Source organism: Flintibacter sp. SJQ-8 (assembly GCF_054108085.1).
This window is the reverse complement of sequence record NZ_JBPJWR010000014.1, coordinates 123,615-141,607: the sequence shown is the minus strand read 5'-3', so window position 1 is coordinate 141,607 and position 17,993 is coordinate 123,615. Positions and strand designations below refer to the sequence as shown.

Below are 17,993 nucleotides of genomic sequence, written 5' to 3'. Positions count from 1 at the left end.
GCGTGACGACCATGAAAATTATCCTGCTCTTCCTGTGCATATTCGCTGGCTTTCTCATTTTCCTGCCCCAGACGCCCGTTCCCGTTGTGTACCACCGCCCACTTCTGGCACTCTTTTTTCTGGTGTGCAGTCTGGTCACTGCGGTGCGGACCTACCGCCAGGGCATAGCAAAAAACTCCGCCTATTTGAAGGTACTTGCCGTCCTGACACCGATCATGATAGCGGCGATCATCCTATTTGGCCTACTGTATCTCTAAACAAAACTTCCGGGCAGAGCCATGTGTAAGCTACATGGCTCTGCCCGGTTTTTTGTGTTTTCCATTTACCGCTCTTCCCGGAAATAGTTCAGTCCCAGGGCGGCGGGGCAGCCGGAGCCCTCCCGTTTCCGCACGGAGGTGGCCACCAGGACCACGGCGGTGATGAGGAAGGGCAGGGCCTGATAGAGCTGGGTGGGGACCTTGGCCAGCCAGCCCAGGGCGGCGGGGAAGGCGGCGGCCAGGCTGCTGCCGGACACCCGCAGGGTGCTGAAAAAGCCGAAGACGAAGGTGCCCAGAATGGCCAGGGCGGGGTTCCAGTTGGCGAAGATGACCAGGGCCACTGCGATCCAGCCATAGCCGTTGATCCAGCAGCTGCTGGAGAAGGAGCCGGACATGTTCAGGCCCATGTAATAGCCGCCCAGGCCCATGATGCCGCAGCCAATGCAGATGTGGATATACTGAAAGCGCTTCACGTTCACGCCCACCGAGTCGGCGGCGCCGGGGTTCTCCCCCACCGCCCGCAGCCGCAGGCCGGGGGTGGTGCGGTTGAGATACCACCAGGCCACGATGGCGATGACCACGCCCAGATAGACCAGCAGGTTGTGGTCAAACAGGCCCTCGCCGATGAGGGGCAGCTTGGACAGGCCGGGGATGGGTAAATTCGCAAAGCCGTTTTTGATGCCGGAATAGTCGTTCATGGCGGGCCAGCGGACGGCCTTCAGGCCGTTGCCCACGAAGAAATATACGCCCAGGCCAAAGGTGGTCAGGGTCAGGCCGGTGATGTTCTGGTTGGCCTGGAGGGAGACGGTGAGGGCGGCAAACAGCAGCCCGCACAGGGCCCCGGCCAAAAAGGCGGTGAGGATGCCGATGAGCATACTGTTGGTGTAGCAGCCGATGATATAGCCGAAGATGGCGCCCACGGCCATGATGCCCTCCACGCCCAGGTTCAGGCTGCCCGACTTCTCCACCATGATCTCCCCCACCGTGCCGTACAGCAGCGGGATGTTATAGACCACAATGTTATGCACAAAGGAGGTGACCACCCCCAGCTTATCCATTTCCATTGTCGTTTCCCCCTTTCTTCACGGGAACCACTTTAAACCGGGTGCAGAAGTCCGCCGCCAGCACCAGGAACAAGATCACGCCCTGAAGCATGTTGGCGAAGCTGGAATCCACCCGGGAGAAGGTGGCCGCGGCCACCGTGGAGCCATAGCGCAGCACGCCGATGAGGGCGGACACCACAAAGATGGCGGCGGTGTTCATCTTGGACAGCCAGGCCACAATGATGCCCGTCCAGCCCACGTCGTCGGTGATGGCGGTGGCCAGCACCCCGGCGGTGCCCACCTTAAAGGCGGCGGCCAGGCCGATGAGACAGGCGGACAGGAACACGGTGCGCAGCACGATGCGGTCCACCTTCATGCCCGCATACCGGGCGGTGCCCACGCTGTCGCCCACCACGGCGATCTCATAGCCGTGCTTGGTGTACTTCAGATAGACATACACCAGGATGCCGATCAAAAACGTGAAGATGACGCACACGTTCAGCCCGAACTTACCGAAGGGGATGCGGGGGAAGGCGGCGTACTGGGAGAAGGTGGCGAACATGGGCCGGGCGGAGCTCTTGTCCAGATAGAAGTTCCAGTCGGCCTGGGTCTCCCCCAAAAAGGTGACAAAATACAGGGCCACATAGTTGAGCATCAGGGTCATCAGGGTCTCGTTGGTGCCAAACTTCACCTTCAGCACCGCCACGATGGCCCCGTAGATCCCGGCGGCCAGCATTCCGGCCAGACACATAAGGATCAGCGTCACCGCCGAGGGCAGCACCGGCCCCAGCTTAAAGGCCACGGTGGTGGCGGCCACCGCGCCCAGGATGAACTGTCCCTCGCCGCCGATGTTCCAAAAGCGCATTTTAAAGGCCAGGGACAGTGCCACCGAGGTCAGCGCCAGGGGCACGAACACTTTTAAATAGTTCTCAAAGGTCTTATAGGCGATCTTGTTGCCCACCATGCCCATGGTGAACATGCGGCTGTAATAGGCCAGGGGGTTCACCCCCAGGGCCAGCAGCACCACGCCGCCCAGGACCAGGGCGGCCAGCACCGCCAGGACATACAGCCCCAGCTTCTTCCACAGGGGGCAGCCGTCCCGCTTTACCACATGAAAGCGCATCTCACTTCTCCTCCTGTTCTTCTTCCAGTTTTTTCGCCTGCTCCCGGTTCTGCTGCTCCAGCTGGGCCAGCTCCTGGGGGGTGATGTTGGTGTCCTTGGCATAGCCGGCGGGCTTGTCCTCATAGCGGTTTGACAGGTCCAGGGCGCCGGTCATCATCAGGCCAAGCTCCTCTTTCGTGGTCTTGTGGGCGTGGACCACGCCCATGACCCTGCCGTGGCACAGCACCATGATCTTGTCGCACAGGGCCAGCATCACGTCCAGGTCCTCGCCCACGAACAGGATGCCCACGCCGCTCTGCTTCTGCTCGTTCAAGATATTATAGATGGCGTAAGAGGAGTTGATGTCCAGCCCCCGCACGGGATAGGCGGTGACGATGACGTTGGGTCCGGCCTTGATCTCCCGGCCCAGCAGCACCTTCTGCACGTTGCCGCCGGACAGGCGGCGCACCGGCGTCTCGGTGGAGGGGGTGACCACCTCCAGCTCCTTGATGACGTGCTCCGCGTCCGCCCGGCCCCCCTTCCGGTCCACAAAGGGACCCTTGGCCAGGGCGTAATTCTTCAGGATCATGTTGTCCGTGATGGACAGAGAGGGGGCCAGGCCCATGCCCAGCCGGTCCTCGGGGATGAAGGACATGGAGATGCCCTTTTCCAGGATGGCCTTGGGGGACAGGCCCACGATGTTGTCCCCCTTGTGGATCATCAGGCCGGACTGGACAGGCCGCAGACCGGCGATGGCCTCGCACAGCTCCTTCTGGCCGCAGCCCGCGATGCCCGCCACGCCCAGGATCTCGCCGCCGCGGATATAGAAGTTCACGTGGTCGATGGCCACGGCACCCTCGTCGTTGCGGATGGTCAGGTCCCTTATCTCCAGCAGGGGGCGGGTCTTCTCCACCAGGGGGCGGTTGATGTTCAGGTCGATCTTCCGGCCCACCATCCACTCGGTCAGCTCCTGCTCGCTGGTCTCGGCGGTGTTCACGGTGGTGATATACTCGCCCTTGCGCAGGATGGCCACCCGGTCAGACAGCTCCATCACCTCGTTCAGCTTGTGGGTGATGATGATGATGGAGTGCCCCTCGTCCCGCATCCGGCGCAGGACGGTGAACAGCTTTTCGATCTCCTGCACCGTCAGCACGGCGGTGGGCTCGTCCAGGATGATGACCTTGGCCCCGTAATACAGCACCTTGATGATCTCCAGGGTCTGCTTTTCCGACACGGCCATGTTGTGGACCTTCTTCTTGGGGTCCAGCTCAAAGCCGAACTTGCGCACCATGTCCTGGATCTCGCCATAGCGGTCCTTCTTCAGGCCAAAGCCCGCCTTTTCTTTGCCCATCCAGATGTTGTCCGCCGCGGTGAACACGTCCACCAGCTTGAAGTGCTGGTGGACCATGCCGATGCCCAGCTTTTTGGCGTCCTCCGGGGAGTCGATGGACACGGGCTTGCCCTCCACCAAGATCTCCCCCGCGTCTGGCTTATAGATGCCGGAGAGCATGTTCATCAGCGTGGTCTTGCCCGAGCCGTTCTCCCCCAGCAGGGCCAGTATCTCCCCCTGGCGCAGGTCCAGGTGGACGTTATGGTTGGCCGTCACGCTGCCAAAGGTCTTGGTGATGCCCCGCATCTCAATGGCATAGGGTCGCTCCGCCATAAGAAATTCCTCCTTTGTCCCGGCAAGGCCCGCCTGGCGGGTCTCTTGCCGTTGTTCTCTCCTGTTCGGGCCGGTGCTTTCTAACTCCCGGCCCCAACAGCAAAGGCCGACCTGGGTCGGCAAAAAAGTCCGGGCCGGCCGGATATCCGGCCGGCCCGGGTTTCGGGTCTTTGATTGTCCGGGCAGGGGGCCTTAGGCCTCCTCCACCCCGGCCACAAAGTAGTTCATGGAGCCGGTGATGACGCTGTCCTCCACGCTGGGGCCGCCGGCGGCGACGATCTCGTTGCCCGCATTGTCCACCAGGGCCTCGTCGGCCTGGTCCACGGACACGGTGCCGTCAGTGTTCACGTTGACGTGCAGCTTCACGCCGGAGAACACGTCCCACTCGCCGGAGACGATCTTGGCCTTCACGGCCTCGATGGCGGCATCGGTGCCGGGGGCCACGGTGTCCTGGTTCAGGGGGGACACGTTCACAAAGTCCTGGGCCAGGCCGCCGTAGTAGGCGCCGCCGCCCATCTTGGTGACGAACTGGGAGGCATCGCCAGCACAGTCCATGGCGGCCTGGATGGCGGTGTGATAATACACGTTCCAGTTCCAGATGGCGGCGGTCAGATGGGCCTTGGGAGCGTCGGCGGTCATGTCGGAGTTATAGCCGCAGCCGAACACACCGGCATCCTGAGCGGCGATCTGGGGCTGGGCGGAGTCGCAGTGCTGGGAGATGACGCCGCAGTTATAGTTCTGGATCAGCTCCTTGGCAAAGGCGGACTCGTTCACCTCGTCGGCCCAGGCGCCCAGTTCCTTCACATAGACCTTGGCGTTGGGGTTCACGGCCTGGGCACCCAGGGTAAAGCCGTTGATGCCGGAGCAGGTCTCGGCGTACTCGGTGCCGAAGGCGGAGACATAGCCCAGGTTGTTGTTGCCCGTCTCCAGGCTCTTCAGACCGGCGGCCACACCGGCCAGATAGCGGGCCTGATAGATGCGGCCAAAGTAGTTGTTGAAGTTGGTATCGTTGCTCATATAGCCGGTGGCGTGGGAGAAGATCACGTCGGGATACTCCTGAGCCTTGTCGGCCATGGCCTGCATATAGCCGAAGGAGATGCCGAAGATGATGTTGCAGTCGGCGGCCACCAGGGTGTCCACGGCGCTGGCGATGCCGTCATAGTCGTTGTCGTTCACCTCGTCCACAATGACCAGCTGGCTGTCGGGGTTCAGGCCCAGTTCCTCCATGGCCTTGGTAATTCCGTTGTGGTGGGCGTAGGTATAGCCGGCGGTGTCGTTCTTGCTGTTGATGTAGATGGCACCAACCTTAAAGTCGGCGTTGGCAGCGGAACCGGACTCGGAGCTGGCGGAGCCGGTGGAGCCGCTGGCGGCGGGGGTGCTGTTCCCGCCGCAGGCGGCCAGGGACAGGGACATGGCGACGGCCATGACCATTGCAAGCAGTTTCTTCATGGGTGAATAATTCCTCCTTGATATTTTTGCGGTTTTTCTTTCTCGGGCAGAATGTTCTTCCGCCCTATCTTAAAGCCGGTGCCCCGGCCTTAATTCCAATTCAGTCGTCCACAAAGACCACGCCGGTCTCCTCGCTCATGGACTTCACCCGGGCCAGGGACTCCACCCGGATGCCCTGGGCCCGCAGCCGGTCGCCCCCGGGCTGGAAGGCCTTCTCCACCACGATACCGGCACCCACCAGGGTGGCCCCTGCCTGGCGGACCAGGTCGATGAGGCCTTCCAAAGCCGCGCCGTTGGCCAGGAAGTCGTCGATGATGAGCACCCGGTCCTCCGGCCCCAGGAACTTCTTGGAGACGATCACGTCATAGACCTTCCCGTGGGTGAAAGACTTTACTTTGGTGGAGTACACCGCGCCGTCGATGTTCTTGCTCTGGCTCTTCTTGGCGAACACCACCGGGCAATGAAAAGACTGCGCCGTGACACAAGCGATCCCGATGCCAGAGGCCTCGATGGTCAATATCTTGTTCACGCCGCAGTCTGCATACAGCCGCTTGAATTCCTTGCCGATCTCCTCAAAAAGGGCAACATCCATCTGGTGGTTCAGAAAACTGTCCACCTTCAGCACGTCGTTCCCCTTCACAGTGCCATCCTTGCGGATGCGCTGCTTCAACAGCTCCATAGTCCTGTTCCGCCCTTCCTCTTCATAAAAATGACAATGGCCCGGAAAAACGGGCCACGCGGATCATGTCGATACAGTGCTATTGTACAAGAAAATTTTTCGCCCTGCAATCCCTTTTTTTAATTTCTTTCCCCCCGCCGCCTTTCTTTTTTGTCCCTCCCCCCGGGCAAATGACCCTGTGAAAGCCAAAATCGCAAAAAACGTCAGCGTTCTCCCCCGCTTTTCACACTTTCCACCGACTTTTCCACAAATTTATTTCAGGTTTTGATTTTTTGCGGTTTCAGGCGGAATTGGCCGGGTTTTCCGGGGAAATGGGGTGGTTTTGATACGGGGGGTTGAATCTGATTTTAATATTGCGGGGTGTATTCGAAAAGCCTTCCCCTGGGGGAAGGTGGCGCGGGCGCAGCCCGTGACGGATGAGGGGAAGGCTTTCGGCATTTGAATGCTCCCGTCAGAACGGTCATAGCCTTCGCCCCGCAGGGGAGAAGGTGGCATGGCGAAGCCATGACGGATGAGGGGGACCACGGGGGTGCATCCGTTATCGACGGGCGGACACGGAGGTCCGCCCCTACACCAGGTTACGATGGCTCTCGTAGGGGCGGACCTCTGTGTTCGCCCACGATGACCACCGCATTTTCGACGGAATCCTCCAGTCATCGCCTTGCGGCGATGCCAGCCCCCTTTCACAAGGGGGCCTATTGGTGCGGAACATCAGCCTCCCTTGTGAAAGGGAGGTGGCACGGCGAAGCCGTGACGGAAGGATTCTGTCCCTCGTCCCCCGCAGGGCGAAAACCACGTCCATTTTAACATTAGCGCTACAAGCCCTTCGGCGTTCCCCTCATCCGGCCCTGCGGGCCACCTGCCCTATCCCTTTTGTCCCTGTGGGACATTTCCCCTTGACAAGGGGAATCGGCCCCAGGGGAAGGCAGAAAAACAGCCGCCTCTGAAGTGACCCCCAAAAGTTAGACAATATTTTGAAGTAAAAATTGTTCAAGCAGCCGAAAGGGCTTGCTGTCTGTGAATTGCAGGCGGCAAGCCCTTTAGCTTTGCCTTGATGCGGCGGTTGTTGTAGTAATCCAGATATTCGATCAGTTCCAGTTTGAAGTGTTCCATGGAGCGGAACTCCTGCAAATACAGCAGTTCACTTTTGAGTAAGCCGAAGAAATTCTCTATCACGGCGTTGTCCAGACAGTTTCCTTTCCGGCTCATGCTCTGGCGAACACCTTTCTCCCGGAGCATCTGTTGGTATTGTTTGTGTTGGTACTGCCAGCCCTGGTCAGAATGGAGAATCAGGTTTGTTCCGGCCGGGATCTTTGCAAACGCCTCGTCCAGCATGGTGGTTACCATGCTGAGTACAGGACGATCCGATATGGTGTAACTGACCAGATCGCTGCTGCACAGATCGAGAATCGGGGACAGATAGAGCTTCTCTCCAAACAGGCTGAACTCCGTCACATCCGTGACCCATTTCTGATTCGGCTTTTCGACATGAAAATCCCGATTTAGCAAATTTGGTGCAATTTTGCCTACTTCTCCCTTGTAGGAACGATATTTTTTCATCCTGACACGACAAACTAAGCCCAGCTTCTTCATGAGCCGCTGGACAGTCTTGTGGTTCACAGAGAATTTACGCTTGCGAAGTTCTGCCGTGATCCGGCGATAGCCGTACCGGCCCCTGTTTTCGTGGTAAATTGCTGCGATTTCTTCCTTAACAGATGCATATTTGTCTTCTCTCTGCATCTGCTTCAAATGATAGTAGAAAGTTGCACGGGGCAGCTGAGCGATTGAGAGCAGAATACTGAGTGCGTGTTTTTGCCTTAGCTTCTGAACTACCAGCGTTTTCTGCGCTGGCGTCGCTCGTCTTCCAAAACCAAGGCTTGCAAGTTTTTTAGGTAATCGTTCTCCGCACGCAGTCGCTGCACTTCGGCCAGCAGATCTTCTTCCACCTGCTTCGGCAGCTGCTTTGGCGGACGACCCTTACTGCTGCGGCCACGCCGTTCGATGGCTAACCCTTCCGGCCCTTCTTCCAGGTAGATTCGCTCCCATGATTTGATTCGATCTCTACTGTTTACCTCAAATCTACGGCAGGTTTCGCTGTAACTCAATTTCTCTTTCTGCATGGTTTCAATCACCAGTTTTTTGAATTCCGGCGTATATCGTTTGTTTGGTACTCCTTTTGGCATAGCAAAACACCCCACTTGTTAGATAGTATACCATACTGTCTAACAAATGGGGTGCAGTTCACTCCCGGCGGCTGTTTTTCACGCAAACTCTCAAACTCTTTCAGCCCAGCGCGCCTTTGGTGCGCTGCTCTTTCCGCTCCTCCATTTTGGAGATGACCACGGCGCAGGCGGCGTCGCCGGTGATGTTCACGGTGGTGCGGCCCATGTCGAAGATGCGGTCCACACCCATGACCAGGCCGATACCCTCCACGGGCAGGCCCACGCTCTCCAGCACCATGGCCAGCATGACCATGCCCGCGCCGGGGACGCCTGCGGTGCCGATGGAGGCCAGGGTGGCGGTGAGGACGATGGTGACCATCTGGCCCAGGGTCAGGTCGATGTTAAAGCAGGAGGCGATGAACACGGCGCACACGCCCTGATAGATGGCGGTGCCGTCCATGTTGATGGTGGCCCCCAGGGGGATGATGAAGGAGGCGATCTCCTTCCGGGCCCCCAGCTTCTCGGCGCACTCCAGGGTGAAGGGCAGGGTGCCCACGGAGGAGGCGGAGGAGAAGGCCATCATCATGGCGGGGACCATCTCCCGGAAGAAGGCCACGGGGGAGATCCGGGCCAGGGCGGCCATGCTGAAGGAATAGACGCACAGAGCGTGGATCACATAGCCGATATAGGCCACCAGCAGCACGGCGGCCAGGGCACCCAGGATCTTGGGGCCGTTCTCCGCCACCACGGGGGCCAGCAGGCAGGCCACGCCCACGGGGGACAGACGGATGATCAGGTCCATGACCTTCATAGACACCTCGTTAAAGCTGTCCACCACCTGGGCGCACACCAGGCCCTTCTCCCCGGCCACCAGGATGCCCACGCCGAAGAGGATGGCGATGACGATGACCTGGAGCATAGAGGCCGAGCGCATGGGCTCGATGACGTTGGCGGGGAAGATGTTCACCAGGGTGTCCATAAAGCTCACCGGGTCGCTGGCGGTGTACTCCCCGGCGGCCAGCTTGTCCAGGGGCGGGAAGAAGCCGCGGCACAGGTTGGCCAGCACCAGGGCGATGACCACGGCCAGGGCGGTGGTGCACATGTAATAGACGATGGTCTTCACGCCCACCGAGCCCAGCTTTTTGATGTCCCCCATGGAGATGATGCCGGCGGTGATGGAGAACAGGACGATGGGCACCACGATGAACTTGATGAGGTTCAGGAAGATGGTGCCGAAGGGCTTGACATAGGTCTTGGCGAAGTCCACGCCGCCGGGGATGGCCATCAGGGCCAGACCGGCCACGATGCCGATGACCAGGCCCACGAAGATCCAAAATGCAAGGGGCAGTTTCTTTGTGTTCATTTTCTCTCCTCCTAAATTTCAGGGTCGATTGTTTCGGGGTCGTTTCTCTTCTCTCTTTTCCCCTCCATTATATCGGCATTTTCCCCCTTTTACAAGAAAAATTTCCCCCTATTTCGTCCATTTTCCCCATTTCCCCGGGAAAATTTCGGTTTTTGCCATCCAGATGCAGGAAAATTATTTCTCCGGCCCATATTTCGACGGTTTTAATTCCACAATGTGGTAAACTGTTTTTGACAACACCAGAAAGAAAGCGGGGGTCCAGTATGCGTTTTCTCACCAAAAAGGGACTGTATGACAGCGGGCGGGTGCTGTTTCTGCCCGTGGAGGACATCGCCCCCAATCCGGGCCAGCCCCGCACCCAGTTCTCCCAGCCCGAGCTGGAGGAGCTGGCCGGGTCCATCCGCGCACTGGGGCTGCTCCAGCCCCTCACCGTCCGCCGGGGGGAGGGGGGCTGGGAGCTGGTGGCGGGGGAGCGCCGCCTGCGGGCGGCCAAGCTGGCGGGGCTACAGCAGGTGCCCTGCCTGTCCGTCCAAGCCGACGGCCAGACCTCCTCCCTGTTCGCCCTGGTGGAAAACCTCCAGCGCCGGGACCTGGACTTCTGGGAGGAGGCCCTGGCCCTGCGGCGGCTTCAGGGGGACTTTGCCCTGTCACAGGAGGAGCTGGCCCGGCGGCTGGGCAAGAGCCAGTCGGCCATCGCCAACAAGCTGCGGCTCCTCAAGCTCCCCCAGGAGGTCCTGTCCGCCCTGCGGGACGCCGGGTGTACCGAGCGCCACGCCCGCTCACTCCTCCGCCTGCCCGACGGGGAGCAGCAGCGCCGGGCGGCGGACCGGGCCATCCGGGACAAGCTCACCGTGGCCCAGACGGAGGCCCTGGTGGAGTCTATGCTCCGCTCCCCGCCCCCCAAAAAGCGCCGCCCCACCCTCATCGTCAAGGATGTGCGCCTCTTCCTGAACACCATCTCCCACAGCCTGGATGTGATGCGCTCGGCAGGGGTGGACGCCCAGTGCCAGCGCCAGGACGCCCCCGACGCCATCACCCTGACCATTCGCATACCCACGCCGCCCAGAACATAGCAAACGCGCCCATGGATCGATGTTCAAACGATCCATGGGCGCGTTTTGTTTTGTTTATAGTCCCTCCACGCCCAGCTCCTCCACGGCGTGGCGCATGTGGATGGCCATGGCGTGCTCGGCCCCCTCGCCGTCCCGCTTTTGGATGAACTCCAGCAGCAGGGCGTGGTCTTGCAGGGTGATCTGGGCCAGGGCCTCCTTGTGCTCCCCGGCGGAGATGGCCGTCTCCACCGCCCGGTCGATCATGGGCAGCAGACGCATCATAAATTCGTTGTGGGCCGCCCGGACGATGGCGGCGTGAAAGGCCCGGTCTGCCTGGGTCCGGTCCGCCCCCCGGCGGATGCAGTCGGCCACCGCCGCCCCCTGGGTCAAAATGTCCTCCAGCTCCCGCTCGGTGGCCCGGCGGCAGGCCAGGCGGGCGGCCTGGGGCTCGAAAATAGTCCGCAGTTCGAACAGGTCCCGCAGCTGGCCCTTCACCCGGGCCAGGTCGTCAAAGCCGAAGTCCTCTACCTCTGCCGCCCGCTGGGTGACAAAGGTGCCCCGGCCCCGGCGGACCTCCACCACCCCCTGGACCAGCAGGGCCCGCAGGGCCTCCCGCAGGGTGGCGCGGCTGACCCCCAGCTGGGCGGACAGCTCCACCTCGTTGGGCAGCTTCTCCCCGGGCCGGAACCGCTTTTCCACCGCGATCCAGCTGTACAGCGTCTTTCCCGCCTGCTGGGACAGATTTCCCATGGTCCACGCCTCTTTCCTCTTGACAATTCTGAAGCATATGATATAACATGTAGTCAGACAATGCAATAGTTATCAGACAACTATTTTTGTTTTGTATTCCCGTGAATACAAAACACTATTTTGAGGAGGAGTTTTTTGTATGCGTTCTGACGTTGTGAAAAAAGGCATCCCCGCCGCCCCCAACCGCTCCCTGCTCTATGCCCTGGGCTATACCAAGGAGGAGCTGGAGCGCCCCCTGATCGGCGTGGTCTGCTCCTATAACGAGATCGTCCCCGGCCACATGAACCTGGACAAGATCGCCGAGGCGGTGAAGGCCGGTATCCGGGCCGCCGGGGGCACCCCCGTGGAGTTCCCCGCCATCGCCGTGTGCGACGGCATCGCCATGGGCCACGTGGGCATGAAGTCTTCCCTGGTCACCCGGGACCTCATCGCCGACTCCACCGAGGCCATGGCCATGGCCCACCAGTTCGACGGTCTGGTGATGATCCCCAACTGCGACAAGAATGTGCCCGGCCTGCTCATGGCCGCCGCCCGGGTGAACATCCCCACCATCTTCTGCTCCGGCGGCCCCATGCTGGCCGGTACCCTGAACGACGGCCGCCGCACCTGCCTGTCCCACATGTTCGAGGCCGTGGGCGCTTACTACGCCGGAAAGCTGGACGAGGCGGGCGTGGAGGAATATGAGAACGCCGCCTGCCCCACCTGCGGCTCCTGCTCCGGCATGTACACCGCCAACTCCATGAACTGCCTCACCGAGGCCATCGGCATGGCCCTGCGGGGCAACGGCACCATCCCCGCCGTCTATTCCGCCCGGCTGCGCCTGGCCAAGCACGCGGGCATGAAGATCATGGAGCTGGTGGAAAAGAACATCCGGCCCCGGGACATCATGACCCGCGCCGCCTTCCACAACGCCGAGACCATCGACATGGCCCTGGGCTGCTCCACCAACACCATGCTCCACCTGCCCGCCATCGCCCACGAGTGCGGCATCGAGCTGTCCTTCGACATGGCCAACGAGATCTCTGACCACACCCCCAACCTGTGCCACCTGGCCCCTGCGGGCAACACCTATATGGAGGACCTGGAGCGGGCCGGCGGCGTGTACGCCGTGATGGCCGAGCTGGCCAAGAAGAACCTGATCGACACCAGCCTGCTCACCTGCACCGGCAAGACCGTGGCCGAGAATTTGGAAGGCGTGGTCAACCGCAACCACGACATCATCCGGCCCATCGATGACCCCTACACCAAGACCGGCGGCATCGCCGTGCTGAAGGGCAACCTGGCCCCCGACGGCTGCGTGGTGAAGCAGTCCGCCGTGGCCCCGGAGATGATGGTCCACCAGGGCCCCGCCCGGGTGTTCAACAGCGAGGACGACGCCATCCAGGCCATTTACGACGGCAAGATCGTCTCCGGCGACGTGGTGGTCATCCGGTATGAGGGCCCCAAGGGCGGCCCCGGTATGCGGGAGATGCTCAACCCCACCTCCGCCATCGCGGGCATGGGCCTGGACAAGGACGTGGCTCTCATCACCGACGGGCGCTTCTCCGGCGCTACCCGGGGCGCGTCCATCGGCCACGTCTCCCCTGAGGCGGCCAGCGGCGGCCCCATCGGCCTGGTGGAGGAGGGCGACCTCATCTCCATCAACATCCCCGAGCACACCATCCAGCTGCTGGTGGACGACGCCACCCTGGCCGAGAGAAAGGCCAAGTGGGTCTGCCCCGAGCCCAAGATCAAGACCGGCTATCTGGCCCGCTACGCCAAGATGGTCTCCTCCGCCGACAAGGGCGCGATCCTGGAGTAAACTTATCGCAATTTTCTTTGAAAATACAACAAAAAGCAATCAGCGTGTTCCCGGATTTAAACGGGAACACGCTGATTTTTGTTTTGTTTATTTGGCAGACAGGCCTTGGGTCTCCCGCCAATACTCCGCCCACAGGAAGCGGGTGACAAAGTCCTGCTGCTCCTGGGGGAGGGCGTCGGTGATCTGGCCGTCATACAGGTACAGCCCCCGCTCGTGGACCAGGGGGGTCACCTCCCGCACCTGGCGGGCAAGCTGCATAAAGGCCGGTCCCGTCCAGCCGCACAGGTCAAAGACCTTGGGCATGAGGAAGCAGGGAGAGAAATCCCCGCCGTCCCCGGTGAAGTCGTCGCCCAAAATCTCTTTGGCGGCGGCGTTGGCCCAGATGAGATAGGGCGTGGCGTAGTAGTCGTAAAAGCCCTGGAGGGTGCCCAGGTCAAAGGTCAGCCCCATGGCGGCATAGGCGGAGTTGCCGTTGCCCCCCCAGGGCTTGTGGTCCCCAAAGAGCACCAGCACCACCGGCTCGTCCAGACTGTCCAAGTCTTGGGTCAGCTTGTTCATGGCGGCGATGGTCTCCCCCACCCCGGAGAGATAGTGGTTCCAGATGTTGCAGCTCTCCTGGTCCAGACCGCTGCCCTCGGGGGTGACGTACTCGGTGTTGGCCGGGGCGGCCCACTCATAGGGGCCGTGGTTCTGATAGGACACGGAGAAGGAGAAGCAGGGGCCGTCGGCTACCCGCTCCTTCAGCTGAGCGAACAGCTCGTCGGTGAGAATATCGTCGGAGTGATAGATGGCGCTGGTGGGGTCCACCAGATCGCCATAGTGGTTCTCGGTGAACCAGCTGTCCTGAAAACCCAGATAGCCGTTCACGTTCTGGCGGTTATAGAACCAGCTGTAGCCCGGGTGGCTGAAAAAGGTCTGATAGCCCTGGTCCCGGAGATACCAGACGTAGGAGTCGGTGTCCCGGCGGAAGTCGTCGTGCTGGGAATAGCCGGACAGAAAGCCCCACTCGCTGTCCACCGTGCCCCCGGCGAAGATGTTGGTCAGCAGCCTGCCGGACACGCCCTGGTCGGTCAGCTCATGCCACTGCTCATATACCTGGGCCACGGCGGGCTGGCTTGCCATAAAGTCAAAGTCGGTCAGGTCGCAGAAGGCCTCCAGCATAATGCCCATGACGGACACCTGCTTGTCCGCCGGGATGTCCTCGTCGGTAAACTCCGCCAGCATGGCCTGGGCCGCCTGGGCGTCATACCCCGGGGGCGGCGCGGGGAACATGTCCCGCATGCTGTATAAGAAGGGGTACAGGCAGCCTTTCGATACGAAGACCTCCACGTCGGACCAGGGGTTGATATACTCGGAATTGTCCGTGGCCTGATACAGGTCCTGGTCAGTAAACAGGCTGGCGCAGCTCACGGCGCACAATGCGGCGCAGGAGGCGGCGGCAAAGGCCCGCACCCAGCCCCGACGGGGCCATTTGGGGATGAGCAGGGCCGAGAAGAGCAGCCCCGCCACCAGCGCCCCCAGGGTCAGCCAGGTGAGCCAGTCCACATCCAGGGAGTAGTTGCCCACGATGCCCCCGGCCTCGGAGACAAGCCGGAGGTCGGCGGCCAGAAAGGGGTCAGACCGCAGGCGGATCTTGAAATAGTTCACCATGGCCACGATGATACAGGGCAGAAAGCTGCCCAAAAAGGCGCACCAGCCCCGGCGGGTGAGGAAATAGAACAGCCAGATGAGCAGCACCGGGGGCAGCAGATTCAGCCCCAGCAGGGCCGGGTGGTGAAAATAGGACTGGAACAGGGCCAGCCCCGGCAGCTTCACATAGGCCGCCGCCCCATACAGCAGGGCCAGCACCCCCACGCAGCAGCCCAGCCCCGTGAGGGCGAAGAGCAGCCACACCCGCCGCAGCGGCGTGAGGGGCGGGGTTTGTTTGTGGGGATGATGTCGTGTCATGTGGATACCTTCCTTATCAAAAAGCCCTTCCTATGCCTTCCCCTGGGGGAAGGTGGCGCGGGCGCAGCCCGTGACGGATGAGGGGAAGGGTGGCAAATATCTGGGCATTCTCGGCGGAATCCCCCCGCCGCTTCGCGGCCCTCCCCCCTTTAACAAGGGGGGCTGCTGTTGCGCACCAATAGGCCCCCTTGTTAAAGGGGGCTGGCATCGCCGTAAGGCGATGACTGGAGGATTCCCACGCAACAGCTCTCAGCCCTTCAGCGCTCCCCTCATCCGCCCCTTCGGGGCACCTTCCCCCAGGGGAAGGCTTTGGGACGAGGGGTTTTCTCACCCCGTAATGACCGTTCCCTCCACCCGCTGGCCCAGGGTGTCCAGCAGGAGGGCGTGTTCTACCCGGCCGTCCAGGATGGACACCTGGCCCACGCCGGACTGGATGGCATGGACGCAGCCCCGGACCTTGGGGGCCATGCCCCCGGCGATGAGACCGGCGTCCATCAGCTCCAGGGCCCGCTTCACGTCCATGTGGGGCACGGCGGTCTTGGTGTTGTGGCTGTCGATGAGGATGCCCCCCACGTCGGTGAGGAACACCAGCTTCTGTGCCCCCAGGGCCTCGGCCACCGCCCGGGCGGCGTCGTCGGCGTTGCAGTTCAGGCCGCCGCCGTCCTCCCCCAGGACGATGGGAGAGATGACAGGCAAAAAGCCCGCGTCCAGCAGGGTGGTGATGAGCCTGGTGTCCACGTGGGTGATCTCCCCCACCCGGCCCAGGGCCGGGTCCTTCACCGTGGCGGTGATGAGGCCGCCGTCCTTGCCGGACACGCCCACGGCGGACACCTTCTGCCGGGCCAACTCCTGGACGATGGACTTGTTCACCTGGGCCGACAGGGCCAGCTCCGCCGTGTCCAGCACGGCCTGGTCCGTGTAGCGATAGCCGTTTTCAAACCGGGTGGGCACGTGCAGCCGGGACAGCAGGGCGGTGATGTGCTTGCCGCCCCCGTGGACCAGCACCACCCGCACCCCGGCCATGCGCAGGGCGGCCACGTCCTGGAGGGTGGTGTCGTGGACAGACTCCGCCCCGATGGCCGAGCCGCCGTATTTTACAACGACCGTCTGCCCCTCCGCCCGGTTCAGGATGGGCAGGAGGGAGAGCAGGCTGCGCACCTTCTCCATGCCGTCCAGGCCGTGGGACACGTCATACTCCTGGAGATAGGTGTGGACATAGTCCACGTCAGAGGGGGTGTCGATATACTCGCTGCCCCGCTTCTGCCGGGTCTCCGCCCCCTTGCCGGTGATGAGCAGCACCGTGGGGCTCTGGCAGGACAGGATGGCCCGGCGGATGGCCTCCCCCCGGTTGGGCTCGATGGAGTAGTCGCAGGCGACATACTGGGCGATCTCCCGGCAGATGGACACGGTGTCCTCCTCCCCGGAGTCCTCCTCGGTGAGAATGATGAAGTCGGAGTTGGCCCCGGCCACCTCGCCCAGATCTTTCCGCCGGTCCAGGGCCTTCTTGCCGGGGCAGCCGAACACGGTGACGATGCGCCGCCCGGGATACTCCGCCTGGACGGAGCGGAACAGAGTCTCGAAGCTCATGCGGTTGTGGGCATAGTCCACAATAGCGGTGACGGTGTCGTCGGCGTTAGAGTAGACTTCCATGCGCCCGGGCACCCGGGCCTTCATCAGCCCCACATACACCGCCTGCTCCGGGATGTTCAGCCCCTGGCACACGGCGATGGCGGCCAGGGCGTTTTCCACGTTGAACAATCCGGGCATGGTCAGGCGGAACTCCCGCTGGAACCGGCGGGTGCGCACCCGGAACAGGATGTCGTTGCCCCGCTTGCGCACCTGGCTGGCGTACACGTCCGCCTCCTCATTCTTCTGGGAGAAGGTGATGACGGGGCGGCCCCCCTCCTGAGCGGCCTGGAGCACCCGCTGGGCGTGGTCGCAGTCCAGATTCACGCAGGCGATGCGGGCCTGGGCGAAAATTTTCAGCTTAGAGGAGAAATAGTCCTCAAAGTCCGGGTGCTCGATGGGGGAGATGTGGTCGGTGCCGATGTTCAAAAAGCAGGCAGCGGCAAAGTCGGTACACAGGGTGCGGTGATACTTCAGCGCCTGGCTGGACACCTCCATGGTCACATAGCCCAAGCCGTTGTCCCGGGCGTTGGCAAAGTGCCGCTGAAGCTCCAGGGGCTCCGGGGTGGTGAGGTGGGACTCGAACTGCTCTGTGCCGTCATAGGTGTCGATGGAGGAGATGACGCCCGAGGCGGGGCGGCCCTCCCCCGCCAGATACTCGTCCAGAATATACTTCAGGTAATAGGCGGTGGACGATTTGCCCTTGGTCCCGGTGATGCCAATGACGTTCAGATCACCGGAGGGGTGGCCGTAGAACAGGTCGGCCAGGGGGGCGATGGTCTCCCGCATGTCCGTCACCCGGATGCAGGGCAAATCCACCTGGGGGTAGGGCTCCAGGCTCACATAGGCCATGGCCCCCTTGTCCCGGGCCATCTGCAAAAATTCCGCTTTGAAGTGGGCACCCTTGCACACAAACAGGGTGCCGGGGACCACCTGGCGGGAGTCGTAGGAAACCAGAGCCACCGGGGCCGTCAGGTCCAGGCCGGCGGGCCGGGACACCAGCAGCCCCCGCTGCTCCAACAGATCAAGATAGTCCCCCAGGGGACGGATGGACTGAGCCATAGCTGTCGCCTCCATGAAATCAAGAATAAATCGCCCG

Annotated in this window: 14 protein-coding genes; 3 read left to right on the top strand and 11 right to left on the bottom strand. The window is 61.8% G+C overall.

What is annotated here, in order from left to right:
• Positions 1-11 precede the first annotated feature (11 nt).
• Positions 12-257, top strand: coding sequence for a hypothetical protein (locus tag ACSAMP_RS11285; protein WP_457800515.1), 246 nt, complete (start codon positions 12-14; stop codon positions 255-257).
• 65 nt (positions 258-322) lie between these two features.
• Here ACSAMP_RS11285 and ACSAMP_RS11280 read toward each other — a convergent pair whose 3' ends face one another.
• The 8 genes from ACSAMP_RS11280 to ACSAMP_RS11245 form a co-directional block, all read right to left on the bottom strand.
• Positions 323-1,321 carry an ABC transporter permease gene (locus tag ACSAMP_RS11280; protein ID WP_457800514.1) on the bottom strand — a complete coding sequence of 333 codons (999 nt, stop codon included), beginning with the start codon at positions 1,319-1,321 and terminating at the stop codon, positions 323-325.
• The gene (locus tag ACSAMP_RS11275) at positions 1,308-2,423 is read right to left on the bottom strand and encodes an ABC transporter permease (protein WP_457800513.1); all 1,116 of its coding nucleotides are present in this window, start codon (positions 2,421-2,423) and stop codon (positions 1,308-1,310) included. The genes ACSAMP_RS11280 and ACSAMP_RS11275 overlap by 14 nt, the downstream gene beginning before the upstream one ends.
• A gap of 1 nt (position 2,424) precedes the next feature.
• The gene (locus ACSAMP_RS11270) at positions 2,425-4,065 is read right to left on the bottom strand and encodes an ABC transporter ATP-binding protein (protein ID WP_457800512.1); all 1,641 of its coding nucleotides are present in this window, start codon (positions 4,063-4,065) and stop codon (positions 2,425-2,427) included.
• Between the two features lie 192 nt (positions 4,066-4,257).
• Positions 4,258-5,514 (bottom strand): BMP family ABC transporter substrate-binding protein, encoded by a 1,257-nt coding sequence (locus ACSAMP_RS11265; protein WP_457800511.1) that lies wholly within the window; start codon positions 5,512-5,514, stop codon positions 4,258-4,260.
• A 100-nt stretch (positions 5,515-5,614) separates the two neighbouring features.
• Positions 5,615-6,193, bottom strand: a complete 579-nt coding sequence (locus ACSAMP_RS11260) for a xanthine phosphoribosyltransferase (RefSeq protein WP_457800510.1) — start codon at positions 6,191-6,193, stop codon at positions 5,615-5,617.
• A gap of 990 nt (positions 6,194-7,183) precedes the next feature.
• Positions 7,184-8,029, bottom strand: coding sequence for an IS3 family transposase (locus ACSAMP_RS11255; RefSeq protein ID WP_457799222.1), 846 nt, complete (start codon positions 8,027-8,029; stop codon positions 7,184-7,186).
• Positions 8,023-8,376: a transposase gene (locus ACSAMP_RS11250; RefSeq protein ID WP_457799214.1), complete on the bottom strand. Its 354-nt coding sequence runs from the start codon at positions 8,374-8,376 to the stop codon at positions 8,023-8,025. Before ACSAMP_RS11250 ends, ACSAMP_RS11255 begins: the two co-directional genes overlap by 7 nt.
• Positions 8,377-8,476: 100 nt before the next feature.
• On the bottom strand, positions 8,477-9,718 hold the full coding sequence (locus ACSAMP_RS11245; RefSeq protein ID WP_457800509.1) for a dicarboxylate/amino acid:cation symporter: 1,242 nt from the start codon (positions 9,716-9,718) through the stop codon (positions 8,477-8,479).
• A 263-nt stretch (positions 9,719-9,981) separates the two neighbouring features.
• Here ACSAMP_RS11245 and ACSAMP_RS11240 point away from each other — a divergent pair, with 263 nt between their 5' ends.
• Positions 9,982-10,791: a ParB/RepB/Spo0J family partition protein gene (locus tag ACSAMP_RS11240; protein ID WP_441796829.1), complete on the top strand. Its 810-nt coding sequence runs from the start codon at positions 9,982-9,984 to the stop codon at positions 10,789-10,791.
• Positions 10,792-10,845: 54 nt separating this feature from the next.
• Here ACSAMP_RS11240 and ACSAMP_RS11235 read toward each other — a convergent pair whose 3' ends face one another.
• Positions 10,846-11,520 (bottom strand): FadR/GntR family transcriptional regulator, encoded by a 675-nt coding sequence (locus ACSAMP_RS11235; protein ID WP_441796830.1) that lies wholly within the window; start codon positions 11,518-11,520, stop codon positions 10,846-10,848.
• Between the two features lie 139 nt (positions 11,521-11,659).
• Between ACSAMP_RS11235 and ilvD the strand changes: the two genes are divergently transcribed.
• Positions 11,660-13,321, top strand: a complete 1,662-nt coding sequence (ilvD, locus tag ACSAMP_RS11230; protein WP_457800508.1) for a dihydroxy-acid dehydratase — start codon at positions 11,660-11,662, stop codon at positions 13,319-13,321.
• A gap of 87 nt (positions 13,322-13,408) precedes the next feature.
• Here ilvD and ACSAMP_RS11225 read toward each other — a convergent pair whose 3' ends face one another.
• Both ACSAMP_RS11225 and argB read right to left on the bottom strand, forming a co-directional pair.
• The gene (locus ACSAMP_RS11225) at positions 13,409-15,268 is read right to left on the bottom strand and encodes an LTA synthase family protein (protein WP_441796832.1); all 1,860 of its coding nucleotides are present in this window, start codon (positions 15,266-15,268) and stop codon (positions 13,409-13,411) included.
• A 327-nt stretch (positions 15,269-15,595) separates the two neighbouring features.
• Positions 15,596-17,956: an acetylglutamate kinase gene (gene argB, locus ACSAMP_RS11220; RefSeq protein WP_457800507.1), complete on the bottom strand. Its 2,361-nt coding sequence runs from the start codon at positions 17,954-17,956 to the stop codon at positions 15,596-15,598.
• Between the last annotated feature and the right edge of the window lie 37 nt (positions 17,957-17,993).

Bases quoted from the DNA above. Each gene is read 5' to 3' on its own strand.
- ilvD (WP_457800508.1), top strand. From the start codon at position 11,660: ATGCGTTCTGACGTTGTGAAAAAAGGCATCCCCGCCGCCCCCAACCGC.
- ACSAMP_RS11265 (WP_457800511.1), bottom strand. From the start codon at position 5,514: ATGAAGAAACTGCTTGCAATGGTCATGGCCGTCGCCATGTCCCTGTCC.
- ACSAMP_RS11260 (WP_457800510.1), bottom strand. From the start codon at position 6,193: ATGGAGCTGTTGAAGCAGCGCATCCGCAAGGATGGCACTGTGAAGGGG.
- ACSAMP_RS11275 (WP_457800513.1), bottom strand. From the start codon at position 2,423: ATGCGCTTTCATGTGGTAAAGCGGGACGGCTGCCCCCTGTGGAAGAAG.
- ACSAMP_RS11225 (WP_441796832.1), bottom strand. From the start codon at position 15,268: ATGACACGACATCATCCCCACAAACAAACCCCGCCCCTCACGCCGCTG.
- ACSAMP_RS11285 (WP_457800515.1), top strand. From the start codon at position 12: ATGAAAATTATCCTGCTCTTCCTGTGCATATTCGCTGGCTTTCTCATT.
- ACSAMP_RS11240 (WP_441796829.1), top strand. From the start codon at position 9,982: ATGCGTTTTCTCACCAAAAAGGGACTGTATGACAGCGGGCGGGTGCTG.
- ACSAMP_RS11245 (WP_457800509.1), bottom strand. From the start codon at position 9,718: ATGAACACAAAGAAACTGCCCCTTGCATTTTGGATCTTCGTGGGCCTG.
- ACSAMP_RS11280 (WP_457800514.1), bottom strand. From the start codon at position 1,321: ATGGAAATGGATAAGCTGGGGGTGGTCACCTCCTTTGTGCATAACATT.
- ACSAMP_RS11235 (WP_441796830.1), bottom strand. From the start codon at position 11,520: ATGGGAAATCTGTCCCAGCAGGCGGGAAAGACGCTGTACAGCTGGATC.
- argB (WP_457800507.1), bottom strand. From the start codon at position 17,956: ATGGCTCAGTCCATCCGTCCCCTGGGGGACTATCTTGATCTGTTGGAG.
- ACSAMP_RS11250 (WP_457799214.1), bottom strand. From the start codon at position 8,376: ATGCCAAAAGGAGTACCAAACAAACGATATACGCCGGAATTCAAAAAA.
- ACSAMP_RS11270 (WP_457800512.1), bottom strand. From the start codon at position 4,065: ATGGCGGAGCGACCCTATGCCATTGAGATGCGGGGCATCACCAAGACC.